Source organism: Flavobacterium sp. CYK-55, assembly GCF_018413465.1.
In the GTDB taxonomy this organism is placed as follows: domain Bacteria; phylum Bacteroidota; class Bacteroidia; order Flavobacteriales; family Flavobacteriaceae; genus Flavobacterium.
The window spans coordinates 147863-167237 of record NZ_JAHCDK010000002.1; the positions used below are offsets into that span (position 1 = coordinate 147863).

Annotated in this window: 17 protein-coding genes; 9 read left to right on the forward strand and 8 right to left on the reverse strand. The window is 39.8% G+C overall.

The features are described from left to right. Positions 1-50: 50 nt before the first annotated feature. Positions 51-1286 carry a hypothetical protein gene (locus tag KIH23_RS03200; protein ID WP_213211226.1) on the forward strand — a complete coding sequence of 412 codons (1236 nt, stop codon included), beginning with the start codon at positions 51-53 and terminating at the stop codon, positions 1284-1286. Here KIH23_RS03200 and KIH23_RS03205 read toward each other — a convergent pair whose 3' ends face one another. From KIH23_RS03205 to KIH23_RS03240, 8 genes are all read right to left on the reverse strand, one after another. Beyond that, a complete protein-coding gene (locus KIH23_RS03205; protein WP_213211227.1) occupies positions 1287-1901 on the reverse strand; it encodes a DEAD/DEAH box helicase in 615 nt (204 codons plus the stop codon). A 98-nt stretch (positions 1902-1999) separates the two neighbouring features. Then, a complete protein-coding gene (locus KIH23_RS03210; RefSeq protein ID WP_213211228.1) occupies positions 2000-3163 on the reverse strand; it encodes a sigma-54-dependent transcriptional regulator in 1164 nt (387 codons plus the stop codon). Between the two features lie 488 nt (positions 3164-3651). Next, positions 3652-4956 carry an ABC transporter permease gene (locus KIH23_RS03215; RefSeq protein WP_213211229.1) on the reverse strand — a complete coding sequence of 435 codons (1305 nt, stop codon included), beginning with the start codon at positions 4954-4956 and terminating at the stop codon, positions 3652-3654. Between the two features lie 56 nt (positions 4957-5012). Continuing rightward, on the reverse strand, positions 5013-5933 hold the full coding sequence (locus tag KIH23_RS03220; RefSeq protein WP_213211230.1) for an ABC transporter ATP-binding protein: 921 nt from the start codon (positions 5931-5933) through the stop codon (positions 5013-5015). A gap of 164 nt (positions 5934-6097) precedes the next feature. Further along, positions 6098-7204, reverse strand: a complete 1107-nt coding sequence (gene dnaJ / locus KIH23_RS03225) for a molecular chaperone DnaJ (protein WP_213211231.1) — start codon at positions 7202-7204, stop codon at positions 6098-6100. Between the two features lie 33 nt (positions 7205-7237). Continuing rightward, positions 7238-7792: a nucleotide exchange factor GrpE gene (locus KIH23_RS03230; protein WP_213211232.1), complete on the reverse strand. Its 555-nt coding sequence runs from the start codon at positions 7790-7792 to the stop codon at positions 7238-7240. 368 nt (positions 7793-8160) lie between these two features. Continuing rightward, positions 8161-9066 (reverse strand): TIGR01777 family oxidoreductase, encoded by a 906-nt coding sequence (locus tag KIH23_RS03235; protein ID WP_213211233.1) that lies wholly within the window; start codon positions 9064-9066, stop codon positions 8161-8163. A gap of 57 nt (positions 9067-9123) precedes the next feature. Beyond that, the gene (locus KIH23_RS03240) at positions 9124-9588 is read right to left on the reverse strand and encodes a DUF4442 domain-containing protein (RefSeq protein WP_213211234.1); all 465 of its coding nucleotides are present in this window, start codon (positions 9586-9588) and stop codon (positions 9124-9126) included. A gap of 156 nt (positions 9589-9744) precedes the next feature. Here KIH23_RS03240 and KIH23_RS03245 point away from each other — a divergent pair, with 156 nt between their 5' ends. The 8 genes from KIH23_RS03245 to KIH23_RS03280 all read left to right on the forward strand — a co-directional run bounded on the left by KIH23_RS03245 (position 9745) and on the right by KIH23_RS03280 (position 19349). Continuing rightward, on the forward strand, positions 9745-10200 hold the full coding sequence (locus KIH23_RS03245; protein ID WP_213211235.1) for a DUF4870 domain-containing protein: 456 nt from the start codon (positions 9745-9747) through the stop codon (positions 10198-10200). Between the two features lie 64 nt (positions 10201-10264). Next, entirely contained in the window at positions 10265-11029 is a 765-nt protein-coding gene (locus KIH23_RS03250; RefSeq protein ID WP_213211236.1) for a GIN domain-containing protein, read from the forward strand. A gap of 42 nt (positions 11030-11071) precedes the next feature. Further along, positions 11072-11401, forward strand: a complete 330-nt coding sequence (locus KIH23_RS03255) for a PadR family transcriptional regulator (RefSeq protein ID WP_213211237.1) — start codon at positions 11072-11074, stop codon at positions 11399-11401. A 5-nt stretch (positions 11402-11406) separates the two neighbouring features. Continuing rightward, complete coding sequence (locus KIH23_RS03260; RefSeq protein ID WP_213211238.1) at positions 11407-13161, forward strand: PspC domain-containing protein; 1755 nt, start codon at positions 11407-11409, stop codon at positions 13159-13161. A 1-nt stretch (position 13162) separates the two neighbouring features. Next, on the forward strand, positions 13163-13891 hold the full coding sequence (locus KIH23_RS03265; RefSeq protein ID WP_213211239.1) for a head GIN domain-containing protein: 729 nt from the start codon (positions 13163-13165) through the stop codon (positions 13889-13891). A 104-nt stretch (positions 13892-13995) separates the two neighbouring features. Continuing rightward, entirely contained in the window at positions 13996-14862 is an 867-nt protein-coding gene (locus KIH23_RS03270; RefSeq protein ID WP_213211240.1) for a transglutaminase domain-containing protein, read from the forward strand. A gap of 11 nt (positions 14863-14873) precedes the next feature. Continuing rightward, a complete protein-coding gene (locus tag KIH23_RS03275) occupies positions 14874-15746 on the forward strand; it encodes an ABC transporter ATP-binding protein (protein WP_213211241.1) in 873 nt (290 codons plus the stop codon). Positions 15747-15812: 66 nt separating this feature from the next. After that, entirely contained in the window at positions 15813-19349 is a 3537-nt protein-coding gene (locus tag KIH23_RS03280) for a M1 family aminopeptidase (protein WP_213211242.1), read from the forward strand. Positions 19350-19375 lie beyond the last annotated feature (26 nt).

Sequence of the window (19375 nt, forward strand, 5' to 3'; positions counted from 1 at the left end):
CATCACAGATAATCTGAAAAAACTATATTTGAAAAACTAATTTTTAAGCCATGAAAAATATTACTTATGCTTTTGTTCTTTTGTTTGGATTGATTGTAAACGCTCAAATCAAATTTGAAAAAGGTTATTATATCAACAATAACAAGCAACGTGTAGAAGGCTACATCAAAGACCAAGATTGGAAAAACAATCCCTCTGATTTTGAATTCAAAACAAATTTAAACGAAACACAAAGCCAACAAATTCAACTTTTTGAAGCTCTTGAATTTGGTATCGAAGGTGTAAGTACCTACAGAAGATTTGAGGTTAAAATTGAAAAGACGGTTGCAGATTCAAACTTTTTGAACTCAGAATCAGAACCTCAATGGAGCCAAGAAACTTTATTTTTAAAGGTAATTTCTGAAGGTTCGGCTACCTTATATCAATACAAAAAAGCCAATTTGCAAAAATTCTTTTTTCAATTAAAAAACGAGCCTGTACAACAATTGGTTTGGATAAAATACATCGATACTGAAAACCAACAAATTAAATCTAACAGCCAGTATAAACGACAATTATTTGCACAAGTAAACTGCGGTATGGATATGCCTTATTTTGATAAAATAGGATATTCAAAAAGTGATTTAGTAAAGCATTTCGAACAATACAATGTTTGTAAAGGTGATGTGATCAAAGTAGTTGAAAAAACTACGAAGGGTTCATTTCACCTCAAATCGGCCTTAGGAGTTTTTTTGACCAAGCTATCAATTGCCGATATCAATAATTACAAAAATTTGGGCACTGATATCAGTGGTAAGTTAGTACCATCAATAGGTTTTGAAGCCGAGTATATATTGCCCTTCAACAAAAATAAATGGAGTTTATTTATACATCCAAACTACCAGAAGTACAGTGTGCAGAAAAGTTATGAAAAAGCCAATTTAATCTCGAGTATTGATCCAACTGTTCAGTACGAACTTGAAGCAGATTACAGTTTTATTGAGTTACCTATCGGATTGCGACATTATATGTTTTTGAATTCAAATTCTAAAATTTTCTTGGATGCAATGATCAACTTAAATTTCACTACCGCTGGAAATATGGTTTTTTACCGCGAGGACTCAAAAATTGACGACTTAGAAATTAGCGCTCCATCTGGCTATGCAGTTGGTTTGGGTTATAACTACAAAAATATTGGCTCAATTGAACTTAGGTATAATTTAGTGCGAAATATTTTAGCTAATTATAATCAATGGGAAGCCAATTACAGCAGTGTTGGTATTATTGCTACTTATTCGCTTTTTTAATTATTCTTCGTCTTCAAAAAACAAAGGTTCAACCATGATTTTATCGGCCAAAATTTCTAGCTTTTCGGTAATTTGACTACAGAAAAAAAGACGCTGCATTTTCTCGACACTCATCGATAAACGCTGAATAAATGAATCTTGACGCAGCCTGACTATTTCATCGGCATCATCAGTCGCGAATATTTTAATGGTGGTCATATTGAATCCCGCCGAAGAAAACATCGCGTTGATTTTGGTCGGTGTTCCCACCAAAATGTCCATTCCGGCTGAAATTTGATTTTTATCTTCATCCATATCGGTTTTTTCATGCACGCCAATCACCCGCAAATCTGTGTATTTACCCAATTGAGCAAACATTTCAACCGTTTCTAACACCTGCTCTTTGCCCAAAACCAAAACCAGCGCGCGCGTGCTTTCGCCTTGTGCTTTTTCGAGTTTTTGAATCACGTTGAGCACAATGGTGGTTGTTTTTCCGCTGCCCAGAGCCGATTGAATCACAGCATCAGCTCCACTTTTAATCGCTGAAAATGTGTGTTGTTGTAGTTCATTTGCTTCAACCAAGCCGGCTTCAGTGAGCGCTTGCTGCAAGTTGGGATTTATTTTTTTTAGATTCATTATGGTTGACTGTTGTCGATATTTGGTTAAACGATTTATTCGCCTAAACTTCTTAAACTTTATAAACTTTATAAACTTTATAAACTTTTTTGATGTCTTTATTTACTCGCAAATAGCTTGACATCGGTTTCTGAAATTTCGCTGCCGCCCAATATAATCAAGCGTTCTACTACATTGCGCAATTCGCGGATGTTGCCGGTCCAATCGTATTCTTGCAAAAGTTGAATGGCTTGCTGAGAGAATTTTTTAGGCGCATTGCCTTGCTCTGAGGCTATTTTCTCGGTAAAATGTTCAATCAATAGCGGAATGTCATCGCGACGATCGTTGAGCGAAGGCACATGAATGAGAATCACGGCCAAACGATGATATAAATCTTCGCGAAAACGGCCGGCTTCGATTTCTTTTTTGAGGTCTTTGTTGGTAGCGGCTACCACGCGCACATCAACTTTGATGTCTTTTTCGGCACCCACGCGTGTAATCATATTTTCTTGCAAGGCGCGCAATACTTTGGCTTGGGCCGATAAACTCATATCGCCGATTTCATCGAGAAATAAAGTTCCGCCGTGGGCTGCTTCAAATTTTCCGGCGCGGTCTTTCACGGCTGATGTAAAAGCGCCTTTGACATGCCCAAACAATTCGCTTTCAATAAGCTCACTCGGAATTGCGGCGCAGTTCACTTCAATCAGCGGAAAATCGGAACGCTCGCTATTTTGGTGCAACTGATGCGCTACGAGTTCTTTTCCGGTGCCGTTTGGGCCGGTAATCAGAACGCGCGCTTCAGTGGGTGCGACTTTTTCAATCATCAATTTGATGTGGTTGATGGGTTCGCTGTTTCCGATGATTTCGTATTGCTTGTGCACAATTTTCTTGAGGATTTTGTTCTCAACCACGAGTTGTTTTTTGTCTAAAGCGTTGCGCACGGTATTGAGCAAACGGTTTAAATCTGGTGGTTTTGAAATATAATCAAACGCGCCCAAACGCATGGCTTGAATGGCGGTTTCCATATCGCCGTGGCCGGATATCATGACCATCGGTATTTCGGGTTTGATTTTCTTGACGGCCTCAAGCAGTTCAACACCGTCCATTTTGGGCATTTTGATATCACACAAAACCAAATCATAATCGGTTTGTTTGATTTTTTCGTAGCCCGCTAAACCATCAACGGCTTCGTCAACTTCGTAGCTGCTGTTTTCTTCTGAAAGAATTTTGGTAAGTACGCGACGAATAGAAGTTTCGTCTTCAATGACTAGTATTTTGGACATTTCTCTGAGTTACTGAGATGCTAAGCAGCTGAGTGCCTGAGCAACAATTAATGTTTAGTATTTTTGATGCATTTTGCTGATGCGAGACAAAGGTCGTGAAGCTGGATGAATATGACAAATATTAAAATTTGAGTGCCTGAGTTGCTGAGTTGCTGAGTGACTGAGATGCTTAGTTTGGTTGTGATTTATTTTAGATAAAAGCTTTGAAGCTGAAAGAACATAAAAATAAAAGAAATAATTCAATTTACTCCATGCTCTAGCCCTGATATTTAGCTTCGCTCAGTTCGGCTCCGCCTCGGGTGATATTAAGAGGAGCAAGTCCGGTGGACTTGAGGTATCTTTAAAATGCCTCATCTCAGACAAATCTTTCATTATTACTATAAACCCTAGCCCTGATAGTAGTGGAAATCCTTTTGTGTCGGGGTTCGACACAAAAGATTGCAACGAATAGCAGGTTCCCGGCTTCTAAAAAATATAAGCGTAGCAAACTAATATTTCAGCCACTTGTAGAGTTCTTTCCAAGTGGGTTTCTTGCCATACATGAGAATCCCGACGCGGTAAATTTTGGAGGCGAACCAAACCACACCCAAAAAGGTGCCGAATAAAATAAGCATGGACAGCGCAATTTGCCACCACGGCACGCCAAACGGAATACGCATCAGCATGACGATGGGCGATGTGAGCGGCACCATGGAGAAAACAGTGGCGACGTTTCCGTGCGGATCATTGATGACAGTGAAAATTCCGATGTAGACGCCTAAAACCAGCGGCATAATGATGGGCAAAAGAAATTGTTGCGAGTCGGTTTCACTATCCACCGCAGCGCCAATAGCGGCATAAAAAGAGCTATACAAGAAATAACCGCCCACAAAATACACGATAAAACTGATGATGATGGTGGCAATGGGAAGGTTCCAAAGTTCGTGCATGTACAGCTGCGCGGTAGATAGTTGCGCTTGTGCCTGATGCATCATTTCGGGATTCATTTGTGCGGCGGCGGGCGTAGCATTGACCCCAAAAAAGGCCGAAGCTCCGAACATCAGACCCAGACCGATGATGGCCCAAATGAAAAACTGTAAAACCCCGGCGAGCGAAGTGCCGATGATCTTACCCATCATAAGCTGAAAAGGTTTGACCGATGAGATGATGATTTCAATGATGCGGTTGGTTTTTTCTTCGATCACGCTGCGCATGACCATGTTTCCGTAGATGATGATGAACATCATGATGAGATATCCGAACGCACAACCGATGGCAATTTTGATTTCGTTGAGGCCTTTGACGCTTTCTTCGCCCGATGCCTTGGCTACGCTGATATCAACTTCGGCCTGCGCCTGATGAATGGCTAACGTATCGAGTTTTGCGCGTTCAAAGTTGAGTTGGGTTATTTTTTTAGCAATGACGTCTTCGGTTTGGCTTAAAAAAGCAATGCTCGGACTGTCGTTGGATAAATATTGAATGCTTTTTTGAAGTTTTTGAACACTGTCGGTTTTGGGAATATACAGCAAGCCTTCATAGCTTTCGGACATAATGCTGTCTTTGAGAATTTTCATATCGACTTTGGATAAATCGAGGTAATGAAACTCGTCGGTGCTTTTGAATTCGGGCGCAAAAATACCGGTTTCATCGTGAATGGCAATTTGTTTGACATCGGCTTTAAGCGAACTCAAGTAGCCAACAAAAGCGCCAATGCCTACAAACAACAACGGACTTAAAAAAGTCATGACGATGAAAGATTTGTTGCGCACTTTGGCAATGAATTCTCGTTTGATGATGAGGGAAAGTATACTCATATTTTTATATCTATTTCAAAATATCTTAAAATCTTACAGTCTTAAAATCTTACAATCTATTGACTTACCGTTTGAATGAAAATATCATTCACGCTCGGGATTTTCTCGAGAAAATGTGTGACTTGCCCGCGCTGAGTAAGCAAATTCAAAAGTTCATTGGGCAGAGCGCTTCCGAGTTCTACCTGAAGTTTGAGTTCGTCGTTGAGCGATTTAAAATCGGTTGAGCCGACCGTGAATTTTTGGGTAATATCATACATCAAACCTTCGACATTATCGGTCAAGATTCCGACTTCAAAACTATTGGTTCGGTATTGTTTTTTGACATCGGTGAGTTTGCCTTCAATGAGTTTGTTTGATTTGTGAATGAGCGCAATGTGATCACATAATTCTTCAACGCTTTCCATTCGGTGCGTAGAGAAAATAATGGTGGAACCTTGTTTCTTGAGTTCAAGAATTTCGTCTTTGATGATGTTGGCATTTACCGGATCAAAACCCGAAAACGGTTCGTCAAAAATGAGCAATTTCGGACGGTGCAACACACAAACCACAAACTGGATTTTTTGCGCCATTCCTTTAGAAAGCTCTTGAATTTTTTTGTTCCACCAACCGTGAATATCAAGCTTGTCAAACCAATATTTAAGTTGGGCCGTGGCCTCAGCTTTAGACAATCCTTTGAGTTGTGCCAAATACAAACACTGCTCGCCCACTTTCATAGTTTTGTATAAGCCGCGTTCTTCGGGCAAATAACCAATGTGTTGCACATGGTGCGGCTGGAGTTTTTCGCCGTCAAAAAGAACGTTTCCGCTATCGGGCAAGGTAATTTGATTGATGATGCGAATGAGAGAAGTTTTACCAGCTCCGTTAGGACCAAGAAGTCCGTAAATGCTTCCTTGCGGAATGGAAAGTGAAACGTGGTTAAGCGCTGTATAATTGCCGTACTGCTTGACCACTTTTTCTACCTCGAGTATGTTGCTCATGTGGTTAGTGATTTTTGTAAAAGTAGGAAATTAGTTATTTCTGAATACGATTCGTTACAAAAAAAAACCCACCCTTATTTGGACAATAAGGATGGGAAAAATTGCTATGAAAAAGAAATTACTAGTTGCCTAGTATTTTTCCAAAAGTATAATAATTTTTTAATCTAAGAAAACATATCCTTAACTTTTTCAAAAAAAGATTTATCAGACTTTTCCGGGCTTGGAATGAAGTGTTCGTTTGATAAATTTTTCTCAAAAAATTCGCGTTGTTCTTTGTTGAGTACTTTGGGTGTCCAAACATTCACATGAACGAGCAAATCTCCTCTGCCATAGCTGTTTAAGCTTGGAATTCCCTTACCTTTTAAGCGGAGAATTTTTCCGGATTGTATGCCTTCTTCAAGCTTGATTCTGACTTTTCCGCTCACCGCATCGATGTCTTTTGAGACGCCCAAAGCAGCTTCAGAAAAACTGATATATAGGTCATAATGAAGGTTTTCGCCTTCTCTTTTCAAAAATTCGTGCTCGATTTCTTCTATAGCAACGATTAAATCGCCCGGAATTCCGTTGCCCGGAGCATCGTTTCCTTTGTTAGAAACTTTGAGTTGCATGCCATCAACCACACCTGCCGGAATTTTGATGGATACGGTTTCGTCTTCAAGGATCATTCCGTGTGCATCGGCGTTGGCCGGTTTTTTATCAATCATTTGGCCTGCACCGCCACAAGTTGGACAGGTAGTTGAAGTTTGCATACGCCCCAAAATAGTATTGGTTACGCGCATTACTTGACCTTGTCCGTTACAGGTCGCGCAAGTTTTATAACTAACACCCGGCGCTTGAACCTTGCGTTTTACTTTTACTTTTTTCTCAACACCATTGGCAATTTCATCTAAAGTGAGTTTAACTTTGATGCGCAAATTACTGCCTTTAACTACGCGACGTTGTCCGGATGATCCGCCAAATCCGCCAAAAGCACCACCAAAGATATCGCCAAATTGGCTGAAGATGTCATCCATGTTCATGTGGTGACCACCGCCAAAACCACCCGCTCCGTCAAAAGCTTGGTGACCGTATTGGTCGTATCGAGCGCGTTTTTGACTGTCGCTGAGCACTTCATAAGCTTCAGCCGCCAATTTGAAGTTTTCTTCGGCTTCTTTGTCTCCGGGGTTTTTATCCGGATGGAACTCAATGGCTTTTTTGCGGTAAGCCTTTTTGATTTCGGCCTCAGAAGCATTTTTGGAAACGCCTAATATTTCGTAAAAATCTTTTTTCATCTTTTTAAACATTATCCCTTGCGGGCGATTGAATTAATTACCCACCACAACTTTCGGAAAGCGGATAATTTTGTCTCCGAGTTTGTATCCTTTTTCGATTACATCAACAATTTTGCCTTTGAGTTCAGGCGATGGCGACGGAATTTGCGTAATAGCCTCGGCATAATCGGCATCAAAAGCATCGCCGGCTTGTACTGCCACAACTTCTAATCCTTTTGAGCTGAGTGTTGATGTAAATTTGTCATATATAAGTGCAACGCCTTGTAAAAGAACATCGTTATCCGTCTTTTTGATCTCAATTAAAGCGCGATCAAAGTCATCAATGACTGGCAATAAAGCCTGAAGTACTTCTTGATTGGCCGTTTTAAACAAATCAATACGCTCTTTGGCTGTACGGCGTTTGTAATTTTCGAATTCAGCAAAAAGTCTTAAAAACTTGTCTTTCTCTTGTGCCAATTCTTCCTCGAGTTTCTGCTCAGGCGTTAGGCTTTCAGCGGGTTCTACAGCCGTTTCAGTTGTTGTTGACTCGGTGTTTTCGGCCACTGGATTTTCGTTCATGATTTCTTTTTCGGTGTTTTCAGTTGTCATTTTGCGTTTATTTTATTCTGAGTTTTGGGTGAAAAATGCTTCGCCCGCATTGCAAATGTATTGCCAATTGACTGATAATGCCAAATTGTCATTGATTTTAGTTGTTATTTTTATGCAAAACTGCTGTTTCTGTGCAGCCCCGATTGCAGCGAATATCCTTTTGCTTTGTTCTTTAAAAAGCAAAAGATAGCAGCAAAAAGCGGGCAGAGCTGCCCAAATGTTAAAAATGAAAAATTAATAGATTTTTAAGACGATAACGTTTTCGTTTTTTTTAAGTTTGTTACTCTCAATAATGAAGGTTAGCACTGCGCTTAGTATTATTAATTCACCCACTTATAGTGAAAAAGCCCCGAAAAATGGGGCTTTTTTTATGGTATTAAGTTGCCGAGTGCGCTGTCAATATCAGGGAATTTATACTGAAAATGTGCGTCAAGGGCGCGCTGTGGTTTGACAATTTGATCTGCGGTGACTAAAATACTGCGCTCACCCAAAAGTATTTCAATAACTTTTTGCGGAATGTTGGGCAACCAGATTTTTTTGTCTAGTCGTTCGGCTATTTTGCTCGTTAAGACAGCATTGCTCACGGGTTCGGGCGCTACTGCATTGTAAATACCTTGCCATTTATGTTCAAGCGCTGACTGATAAAATCGAGTTATATCATCGAGGTGAATCCAGGAAATATGTTGTTGCCCCGAACCAATGGCAGCACCAACACCTATTTTGATTGGCTGGAGCATTTGCGGTAAGGCGCCTGCATCTTTGGCCAAGACCACTCCGGTGCGCATACAGCAAACTTGTAAGTTGAGTTGTTTGAATTTTTGGGCGCTTTCTTCCCATTTTTCGACCACATGTGATAAAAATCCGGGTGCTGCGCCCACAAAATCTTCGGTGTAAATTTGAGTAGAACTGTTGGGATAAACAGCAATACCCGAGGCTGTAATGAATTGAGTGACTTGATGAGGAACTTCTTTGAGGGCTTTATATAAGGTATTGGTTGCGTTGATTCGGCTTTCGAGAATTTCAAACTTATACTTTTTGGTCCAAGGTTTAGTAATAGACGCACCCGCCAAATGCACAATGGCATCGACCTCAATGAAGGCATTTCGATCGTAAGTTCCTTGTGACGGATTCCAGATAAAACCTTTGAGATTCGGTTGATTTTTGAGCTGACTGCTTCGCGTGGTCAGATAATGAACTTCATGCCCGTTGCTCAGCAAAAGTTCAGTAAGTGCTGAGCCTATTAAACCTGTGGCGCCTGTGAGTAGAACTTTCATTTTTTGTTTTCAAAATTAAAATGTAAAAGCCAAAAACACGTCACAATTGTGCTTGCTTTAACGCTTGTTAGATTTTACTTTGAGTGTCCATTCAAATTGCATGACTGAGACTTGTTCGCCTTGTTGGTTGGTTCCGATGGATTGTAAAACCACGGTGCTGCCCTCACCTGTTTGGATGGTTTGTTCAATGGCTTGCGCAATTTGTTGACCAGCATCGCATTTAAATTGTATACGACCGGTAGCTTTTTTGGTAAACGTACTTTGATTTGAAGCGACCAGCATAGATATATTGTAACCGCTTTTTTGAATATGGTACATGACCAAAGCGCCCGTAGATAATTCGGCGGCCATAGCTTGCACGGCAAAATACATGGATTTAAATGGATTTTGATTGATCCAGCGATGGCGAACAACCACCAAAGCTTGTTGGGCATCGAGTTGTTTTAAGCGCACACCACACCAGAAAGCTGAAGGCAATTTGAAAAATAAAAAACTGTTGATTCTGAAAGGAGAAAACTCCATAAGCATTGGTTTTACTGGTAAATATAGTGTTTTTGTATCATCATTCACCTATTTCTAATTTGTTAATATTTTGTTAATTTGTAGTACTATGCGATACAAGGTATTGTCTTTTGAACATATATTTGCATAAGAAATTACTATTCATTCTATAATATTATGGAAACCACAAAACAAAATAACACAGCTGCTTTTATCAACTTGAGTACTTTGACTCAGTATTTTATTCCGTTTGGAAACTTTATTTTTCCAATTGTGATTTGGAGCGCTAACAAAGACAAATCTGAATATATCGAACAACAAGCCAAACAAACCATCAATTTTCAGTTGAGTATGTTTATGTATTCATGCGTGTTGGCTTTGATTGCCGTGCCTATTTTTTTGGTTACTTTTTTTAACCACGCTCATTTTAACGCTTGTGTTGAAGACGGCGATTTCACTCTGACCGATTTCAACTTTAGCGATGTGTCAGGATGGTTAACCGTAGGTATTGTAGCGGTTTTAGTATTTGCTATGCTTCAGGTTGCTGAGTTTTTCTTAATCATTTACGCTTCGGTGAAAACGGCCAACGGCGACGACTTTAAATATCCATTGACTATTCATTTTTTAAAATAAAACAGCAGAGTTTCAATCATCATCAATCATTAATCATTAATCATCATCAATCAAAAAACGAATCATGTTAAAAATCATTACAACGCTTACGTTATTCCTGTTGGGAATGCTGGCAAAAGGTCAAAACACCGAAGTCAAAAACATTTCTGATTTCAGTAAAATCAATGTCAACGGAAATATTGAACTGGTGTATGTTCAAAATCCGCAAACCAAAGTAACCTTTGAATCTGCTGATGCAGAACTATTAAAAAACACCGTGGTTGAAGTAAACAAAAATACCTTGCAAGTCTACACCATCAGCGAATCAGAAACGCCGGTAAAAGTATATGTCAGCAATCCAGAAGTGAAAGAAATCAAAGCAGCTCATCAAGCTTTGGTTACTGTTATTGAAACCTTGTTTGTAGATCAATTAAAAATTAATTTAAACGACAATGCTCAATTTAAAGGAATGATCAATGCTACCGAAAAAGTTCGTCTAACAGCTACCGACCGCAGCACATTTAGCGGTCGTATTGATGCGCCAACAGTGGTTGGAAACTTAAAAAAACATGCCCGAACGAGCATCAGCGGAAAAGCCAATCAAATGTCTGTGAACACCAGCGGAAACAGTTTGTTTTTAGCCGGAAACTTCAAATCTGACCGCATGGATTTATCAATCAACGGATATTCTAAAACCAATATATTAGCACCTCAAAAATTAAATGCTTTTGTTGCCGAAGAAGCGCAACTTTCTTACCGCGGTTTGCCCGTAGATGTTTCACTCAATGAAGAAGCCTTTACAACTTCGGTATGGAAACACGAACAACTCATCGGTTATAATGAAAAATAAAAGTTCAAAAAAATGAACCACCAACCTAAAAAGTAAAGAATTATGAATATAGAAAACACAAAAGCCCAGATGCGCAAAGGTGTTCTTGAGTTTTGCATTCTCTCAGTACTCAAAGAAAGAGAAGCTTATACCTCAGAAATCCTCGACACCTTAAAAAACGCAAAACTGCTGGTGGTTGAAGGCACGGTGTATCCGTTGCTCACCCGACTCAAAAACGACGGATTACTGACCTATCGTTGGGAAGAATCAACCTCAGGGCCACCGCGTAAATACTACGGACTCACCGAAATAGGAAAAACATTTTTAAACGAACTCAACGGCACTTGGACTGAACTTTCTGATGCCGTGAACATAATCACAAACCAAAAATAAAAGTCATGAATAAAACAGTAAATATAAACTTAGGCGGTATGTTCTTCCACATTGATGAAGATGCATATCAAAAGCTCAGTCGTTATTTTGATGCCATCAAACGCTCTTTATCTGACTCAAACGGACAAGACGAAATCATCAAAGACATTGAAATGCGTATTGCCGAATTGGTAGCTGAAAAACACAGCAGCGACAAGCAAGTCATCAGCCTTAAAGAACTCGATGAAATCATTGCGGTTATGGGGCAACCTGAAGATTATCGCATTGAACCAGACGGAGAACCAACCCAACAAAATACCTATTACACAAACAACGCTCAAGGCCGAGCCAACAAAAAACTGTATCGCGACAAAGACACTGGAATGATTGGTGGTGTGGCTGCCGGATTGGGTCATTATTTTGGTATTGATGCCGTTTGGCTCAGAATTTTCTTGGTGGTAATGGTGATTGCCGGATTTGGAACCGGAATCTTGGCCTATATCATTCTTTGGATTGTGATGCCCGAAGCAGTTACTACTTCTGAGAAACTCGAGATGAAGGGAGAACCCATTACTATATCTAATATTGAAAAAAAAGTAAAGGAAGAATTTGAAGCCGTTTCTGACAAAATCAAAAATGCGCCTTATGACAAAATGGGTAACCAAGTCAAAAACGGAGTAGATAAATTCACCGGAAGCGCCAGCGATGTGCTCATGACCATCGTAAAAATCTTCGCCAAAATTATTGGTGTCATGCTCATCATCTCATCCATGGCTTTACTGATTATGTTGTTCATTGGCATCTTTACCATTGGCAGCAGCGCCGCAATGGATTTTCCGTGGCAAGATTTGGTTGATCGTGGTGTTTTTACTGACTATCCGGTTTGGGTTTTGGGCTTGATTATTTTCTTGGCCATCGGTATTCCGTTTTTCTTTTTGCTGTTGCTCGGATTCAAACTATTGGCGCCAAACATGAAATCAATGGGAAATATTGGTAAATATACTTTGCTTGCTTTGTGGCTTATTGCCATTGCCATATTGATTTCACTCGGCATCAGAAACGCTACTGAGTTTGCCATCGACGGTCGTCAAGTTAAAAAAGAGCGCATCGCTTTGCAACCGCAAGATACGTTGTACATCAAGTTTAAATCAAGCGATTATTTCTCAAATCACGACGAATATGAATCGCGCGGATTCCAAATTACAGAAGATTCTACTGATACCAAAGTGATTTACTCAGGCAATGTCAACTTGCATATTGAAAAAACAGACGAAAAAGTTCCGTATGTACAAATTGAGAAAAAAGCCAAAGGAGCAACGCTTTCAAAAGCTAAGAAAACGGCTGATGATATCAAATACAACTATAAATTTGAGGGGAACAAACTCATTCTTGACAATTATTGGTTGACTGATTTTAAAAATAAATTCCGCGACCAACGTGTGGATGTCTATTTATACTTACCGGCCGGAACTCTTTTTAAAGCTGATAAAAGCGTACAAGATTATGACGAATCTGACGATGAATATTTCAACTTGCACTTTAGTTCTGATCAATATTTATACAAAGTTGAAGCTGATAAAGTCATCTGTACCAACTGTCCGGCTGATGAAGACGAATGGGATGATTTACCTGCCGATCAAGACAGCATCACCGGTTCAATTGAAATCAACAAAAACGGTATTTTGATCAAAAAAGAAAAATCCGAAAAAGAAACCGGAGAAACCAAAAAAATCAAAGCTGTCAAAGTCAATGAAAACGGCATCACCATCAAAACAGAATAGGATGAAAACAACTTTCAGAATACTCAGCGCTGTGGCATTATCAGCCATACTCACTTCATGTAAAATGGATGTAGAATGGGGCAACAGCATCAAAGGCGACGGAAACGTAGTCACTGAAAATCGCAACAACGATACGCCATTTACAGGTATTGAAGTCGGACAAGGTTTGGATTTAGAAATTGAGCAATCGACACAAAAATCAATTACGGTCATTGCCGATAAGAATTTGCAAAACCATATTGCTACGGATATCAACAATGGCATTTTGAGCATTAGTTGTGATGCGAACATCCGACGTGCCGAATCAAAAAAAATCATCGTCAAACTGCCTGTAATTACCAGTATTCAAGCTAGTTCAGGCGCGACCGTTAAAAGTTTGAGTTTGATTAAAAACAACAATCTTGATTTGGTTACAAGTTCTGCCGGTGAAATGAAATTGCAAATTGAGGCTGAAAATGTGTCCATACAAACCAGTTCCGGAAGCACCATTAAAGTCAAAGGAAAAGCGCTTAAAGTTGAAACACAATCATCCAGCGGAAGCAATATTGAAGCCCAAGAACTCATGGCAAACAACATTATCTCTGAAGCCTCCAGCGGAAGTTCAACTGCAGTTTATCCGTTAGAAAACCTCAAAGCTGATGCCTCGAGCGGTGCCAACATCAACTATCACAACACACCTAAAAACTTAGATAAAAAAGCTAGTTCAGGCGGAAGTGTTGACAGCAACTAATCTGTTGCCATAAAACATCAAAGCCATCTGTTTAAAGCAGGTGGTTTTTTTTGAATTTTACTTGGGTAAAAACTTTATTTTAGTTGCTTAAATAAAATCAAAAAATGAAATTTCTGAATAAAATCAAGAAAAAAATGTTGCGTCATCCTTGGCTATATATTACCAGATATGCGCTCATTTCTAAAAACGGTCCGAAGGTTTACTCAGATGATTTAGCCCGATTTGATCAATTCAATGATATATCGATTATTCCAGAGTTTTTTTATAAAATCAACCCACAAATAAACCTGCAACCTCAAGCTGATGAACTCGAAAAAGCCAAACAAATTGGTCAATATCTGCGCAGCAATACAAAGCCTGGGCCGGCTATTGGATTGTCTCCTGAAACAACCTTAAAAAAAATGCTCAACGGTCAGGGTGGAGTTTGCTCTGACTTTTCAAAAATGTTTAATTTGTTTTGTCTAATGAATGATATTTCGGTCAAAGAATGGGGTTGCGTTGACCAATTGTATCAAACTCAATTTGGGCATTCGTTTAACGAAATTTATTCTACTGCGCAACAGAAATGGATTGCGATTGATGTGCACAAAGGCATTTTATTCGAAGATAAATCAGGAAATTATTTATCAGCCATGGAGCTTTTTCTATACCTCAGAGCCGGAAATGAACTCATCGTCAAACATTACTCAGATTATCGTTCTCCCAAAATTGAACGATTGCCATTTGTTTATGCCACCTATACGATTCCGTTTTTAGTAGACAATCGAAACTTTAAATTCATCAGTAACTGCTTTCGGAAAAACGAAAAAAAACACCCTAAAACACTCATAGACAGCTGGATCATCCTCAGTAAAAAAAACCAAAAATTCATTTTCGTATTAGATAATTACAAAAAATTATTCTTTAAAAATCATCCGAAACCCACAGCGGTAACAAGAAACAAAACACTGCTACTAATTGAACCAAATTAACACTGACCAAAATGGAACTACAAATCAAAAACCTCAATAAAAAATATGCTAACGGAGTTCATGCGCTCAACGATGTCAACCTAACCATTTCAAAAGGAATGTTTGGCTTACTCGGCCCGAACGGCGCCGGAAAATCATCGCTCATGCGTACCTTGGCCACTTTGCAAGATGCAGACAGCGGCTCGGCTCAATTGGGCGATATTGATGTGCTCAACAACAAAGAAGCCGTGCGAAAAGTTCTGGGTTATTTGCCGCAAGAATTTGGCGTTTACCCACGAACATCGGCTTTTGAACTTTTAGAACATTTGGCTTTGCTCAAAGGTTTCAATCAAAAATCTGAGCGCCATCAAATGATTGAACAACTTTTGCTCAAAGTTAATTTGTGGGAACACCGCAAAAAAGCGGTCAAAAGTTTTAGCGGAGGCATGCGTCAACGTTTTGGCATTGCGCAATGTTTGATTGGCCAACCGCAATTGGTGATTGTAGACGAACCCACCGCGGGCCTTGATCCGGGTGAGCGCAATAGATTTTACAACATTCTGAGCGAAATTGGCGAAAACGTCATCGTGATTCTCTCCACACACATTGTGCAAGATGTGCGCGAATTGTGTACGCAAATGGCCATTATGGATAAAGGACGCGTGCTTTTTAGCGGAAACACTGACGAGGCGCTCGATCAAATCAAGGGCAAAGTTTGGGAAAAAAGAGTTTCTAAAGACGAATTGGCCGCTTATCAAAAAGATTTCAAAGTGATCTCAAACAAACTCGTGGGCGGGCAACCACTCATTCACGTATTTGCCGAAAGCGCGCCCGAGGCCGGATTTACCAAAGCCGAAGAGAATCTTGAAGATGTGTTTTTTGCTCAACTCAACGAATTAGTTTAACCGTTCATCTCAAGTATTATGTGGAAGTTTATACGGTACGAACTCAATTACTGGATCAAAACCCCAATGATCTGGATTTTCATGTTTATTTATGCGCTTTTTACGTTTTTTGCAACGGCTTCTGACAATGTCGTGATTGGCGGCGTGGCGGGCAGTATGTTCAAAAATGCGCCTTATCAGATTCAGAATTACTACGAAATCATGTCTATTGTGTGTTTACTCATGACCACTGCGTTTATGAATGCTACGGCCAACCGCGATTTTGAATATGATATGCACGCGTTTATTTTTTCATCACCCATCAAAAAGAGCGATTACTTTTTTGGTAAATTCATCGGAGCAGCCATTGTATCAGTGATTCCTGCTTTGGGTATTTCTATCGGAACCTTGTTGGCACCGCTACTAGCTCCTATTTTTGACATGGCTCCGGCAGAGCGTTTTGGCGAGATTTATTGGTCAGCACACTTATTCGGGCTTATTAATTTTGCTATTCCGAATGTGATCATCAGCGGTGTTTTGATATTTGCTTTGGCGATATTATTCCGCAATTCAATTGTATCATTTGTCGGTTCGATGCTGATGCTCGTTCTGTATATAGTATCCAGTTCTTACAGCGATAACATCCACACCGAATGGCTTGCCAACTTAGTCGATCCGTTTGGGATTCGTCCGTATGATACACTGACCAAATATTTTACCGCCGACGAAAAAAATCATACTGTAGTAACACTCACCGGTGATTTACTCATGAATCGCTTGGTTTGGCTAGCCATCAGTTTATTGATTTTAGTGCTGATTTATCGCCGATTTTCATTCAATACCAAAAACGAAAAAGCAGTTAAAGTAGCCAAAATTAAAAAGGCTGAAGCGGCTCCTACACTATCTCAGCAAATATTTTTACCTACTTCGGCCGGACAATTTTCATTCAAAACGCTTTGGGCTTTGATTAAAATCGAAAGCAAAGCCATCATCAAAAATCCGGTGTATGTTTCATTGGTGCTCATCGGACTGATTTTGCTCATTGTCAATTTTACTGAACTCGAAGATCATTTTGGCACCAAGCGCTACACCGTAACCTATTTGATGGTTGATAATATCGTGGATGCCTACACCATGTTTATGTACGGATTCATTGCTTTTTATACCGGAATGCTGGTTTGGAAAGAACGCGATGCCAAAATCAATGAAATTCAAGATGCCACTCCGGTCAAAACCACTATGTTGTTTGTTTCAAAGGTAATTGCGATTATGTTTTCAATTGCACTCGTGTATTTGTTCGCGATTATTTTGGCTATGATTACACAAACTTTGAACGGATACACCCACTTTGAATTGGATGTTTACTTCAAATCATTGTTGGTGATTCGCATGATTAAACTATCATTTTTGGTGGTTTTGTCGTTGTTGTTTCATTATCTGATCAACAACCGTTATATCGCATGGTTTAGCTTCATTGCCTTTACGATTGTGAATTCATTTATTTGGAGTTTACTCGAACTCAATTCCAACATGCTCGCCTTCGGTCATATGCCAAACATTGAATATTCTGACATGAACGGATTTGGTCCGTTTGTGCCGGGCATCATCGGATTCAGTTTGTATTGGGGTTTATTTTGCGCATTGCTTTGCTTGGTGATAGTTGGGTTTTACATCCGAGGCAAAGAAGAACAAATCAGCCAACGTTGGCAAAATGCTCGTGACTATTTTAAAAAACACAGCGCTTTATCTTTGGTAACGGTAATAATGTTCGGACTTTGCGCAGGCTATGTGTATTACAATACCAAAGTGCTCAACACCTACGAAACTTCAAAAGAATCTGAAAACAAAAGGGTTTCGTATGAAAAAAAATACAAAAAATACGAAAACCTTGTGCAACCGAGATTTTACAAATTTGATTACACAATTGATTTGTTCCCAGAAGATCGCGCCGTGCAAATTCAGGCGATTGCTTGGGCGCAAAACCGAACTCAGCAACCCATTTCCAGCTTGCATTTGACTTTGCCGGACATTGCAAAAAACTATTCGGTAAAAATAAACGGAGCCCAGCTCAAATCAAACGATCAAGAATTGCATTATCAGATTTATGAGCTCAAAAAACCGCTCATGCCTCAAGATTCAATTCAGGTGATTATATCATTTAAAAAAGAAAGTCCGGGCTTTGAAAACGAAGTCAGTTTTACCAAACTTACCCAAAACGGTACGTTCTTTAACAATGCTGATTTTATGCCCGGTATTGGCTATGACCGTAACTATGAAATCAGCAACAAAAACAAGCGTGCCAAACTCAAACTTCCGGTGCGCCAGCGCATGGCAAAACTCGATGAAAATAATCTAAAAGCGCGCGGAAATACCTACGTTAGTACCGATTCTGATTGGGTTGATGTACGCACGACTATTTCAACTTCAGCCGATCAAATTGCTGTCGCACCGGGTTCGCTCATCAAAAGTTGGAGCCAAAACAACCGCAAATATTTTACGTATCAGCTTGACCACAAATCGTTGAATTTTTATTCGTTTATCAGTGCCAAATACCAAGTCGCCAAACGCAACTGGAACGGCATCAGTTTAGAAGTTTATTACGACGCAGCGCACAAGTACAACGTTGAGAATATGCTCAAAAGCATGCAACGTTCTTTAGAATATTACACCCAAAACTTCGGGCCATATATGCACAAGCAATGTCGCATTATTGAGTTTCCAAGGTATGAATCATTTGCGCAGGCTTTTCCGGGCACAATGCCATATAGCGAATCAATTGGCTTTATCACCGATTTGCGCGAAGTGGATCAAAATGCCGTTGATATGGTGTTTTATGTAGTAGCGCATGAAATGGGCCATCAATATTGGGCGCATCAGGTTTGTGGAGCCAATATGCAAGGCAGTGAAATGATGAGCGAAGGTTTTGCGCAATATTCAGCGCTGATGGTGATGGAAAAAGAATACGGTCGCGATAAGATGAAAAAGTTCCTCGAGTATGAAATGGACGATTATCTCAACGGACGAAGCTCAGAATCTGAAGCCGAAAACCCGATTATGAAAACCGAAGAACAACAATACATTCACTACAACAAAGCCAGCGTAGTTTTGTATTATCTCAAAGAAATGATTGGCGAAAAGCAAGTCAACCAAGCCATGAAAAACTTAATTGCGCAATACGGTTATCAAAAACCGCCGTTCCCGACTTCTATTGATGCGGTCAATGAATTCAAAAAAGTAACCCCGCCGCATTTGCAATATCTCATTGGCGATTTGTTTGAAAACATCACGCTGTTCTCTAACCGAATGCTCGAAGCCAGCAGTGAGAAAACCAAAGATGGCTATCAAGTAACACTCAAGGTTTCCTGCGAGAAATTCCGTGCCAATGCCAAAGGAAAAGAAACCAAAATTCCGGTGGCTGATTATATTGATGTGGGCGTTTTTGCAGAACCCACCGATGATAAAAATCTCGGAAAACCTCTGGTTTATCAGCGCATTAAAATCACGAAAAAAGACAATACTTTCCAGTTTTTCACGAAAGTAAAACCGTATCAGGCAGGCATTGACCCGTATAATTACTTAATTGATCGCGTGCCCGATGACAATGTCAAGAAAGTTGACAACTAAACAAACAAGCCGAAACATCCCAACCA